This window comes from Candidatus Infernicultor aquiphilus (assembly GCF_002784285.1).
In the GTDB taxonomy this organism is placed as follows: Bacteria; Atribacterota; Phoenicimicrobiia; order Phoenicimicrobiales; family Phoenicimicrobiaceae; genus Infernicultor; species Infernicultor aquiphilus.
Genome location: NZ_PFKO01000101.1, coordinates 1 through 1,226 on the forward strand (window position 1 = coordinate 1; position 1,226 = coordinate 1,226).

1 protein-coding gene is annotated in these 1,226 nt (G+C 33.2%); it reads left to right on the plus strand.

Annotated features, from left to right (window positions below):
* Positions 1-405 precede the first annotated feature (405 nt).
* The gene (locus COZ07_RS02875; RefSeq protein ID WP_406607084.1) at positions 406-1,134 is read left to right on the plus strand and encodes a site-2 protease family protein; all 729 of its coding nucleotides are present in this window, start codon (positions 406-408) and stop codon (positions 1,132-1,134) included.
* The last annotated feature ends 92 nt before the right edge of the window (positions 1,135-1,226 follow it).

Sequence of the window (1,226 nt, forward strand, 5' to 3'; positions counted from 1 at the left end):
CGAGCCTGCCCTCGTGAAAACGGGGGACGCCTGTCCTACGATTAGTGGGTTAACTCAATACTATTTTCTAAACGCTACACTCTCTACCCTATTTTCCTCACGCGATACGCAATACTCGATACTCGATACTATTTTAATTCTATAATTATTTTACTCCAAAATATAAAAATTAAAAAGAATTAATCCGATTTTAATTTTTATTCTATCTTATTTTTTCTACATCTTTTCTTTTTCTTTACTCGATACTTGATACTCAATACTCGATAAAAATATTTTGGCTTTATAAATAAAGAAGAATAAGATATAATAATTTGTACTAATAAGAAAAGCAATAAATTAATACAAAGGTGGCGAAGACAAATTTTAAATATAATCTTATTTATTCTAACCATAATTTCTACTTTTATGGTGGGCGGCATTTGGTACGCATTATCTTTAATCACCATTCTACTGGCTCACGAATTAGGCCATTTCTTTGTTAGTAGAAGATACGGCGTAAAAGTCACTCTACCCTTTTTTATTCCTTTCCCCCTATCTCCTTTTGGTACTTTAGGGGCAGTTATCAAAATGAAAGGAATTATGCCTAATCGCAAAGCCTTATTTGACATCGGGATAGCCGGTCCTTTTATAGGTCTAATTCTTACTATACCGGTTATAATAATCGGACTTAAATTATCGGAAGTAGCAGTAATTTCAGAAATTAAGGGACCAGTTATACCTCTCGGAAGTTCCATCCTGTTCTCACTTATAGAGAAAATTATTTTCGGGCATCTTCCGGAAGGTCAGGATGTAATCTTGCATCCTGTAGCTTATGCGGGTTGGGTAGGACTGTTTGTCACTGCCTTAAACCTTCTACCGATTGGACAGTTAGATGGCGGACACGTAATCTATTCTCTATTTGGTAAAAATAGTAAAATTGCCTATTATATAACTTTGGGTCTTTTAGGTCTTATCTGTATATTTGTTAACCCGTCCTGGACCTTATTATTCATTTTACTCCTTATCTTCGGATTTCATCACCCTCCACCGTTAGATGATATTAATCCTTTAAATCAAAAAAGAAAGTTATTAGGGGTTTGTGCTTTAATCTTTTGTATTATATCCTTTACCCCGGTACCTTTTCAAATAAAATAGACATAAAATTCTTTTGCTGTTAGTTAAAAGTTAAAAGTGGACTATTTAAAAGTTAAAACTGGACTAAATTAAACTCAATATTTTTCTTAGTT

Excerpts from the sequence above, each read along its gene's own strand:
- COZ07_RS02875 (WP_406607084.1), top strand. The coding sequence starts at position 406 with ATGGTGGGCGGCATTTGGTACGCATTATCTTTAATCACCATTCTACTG.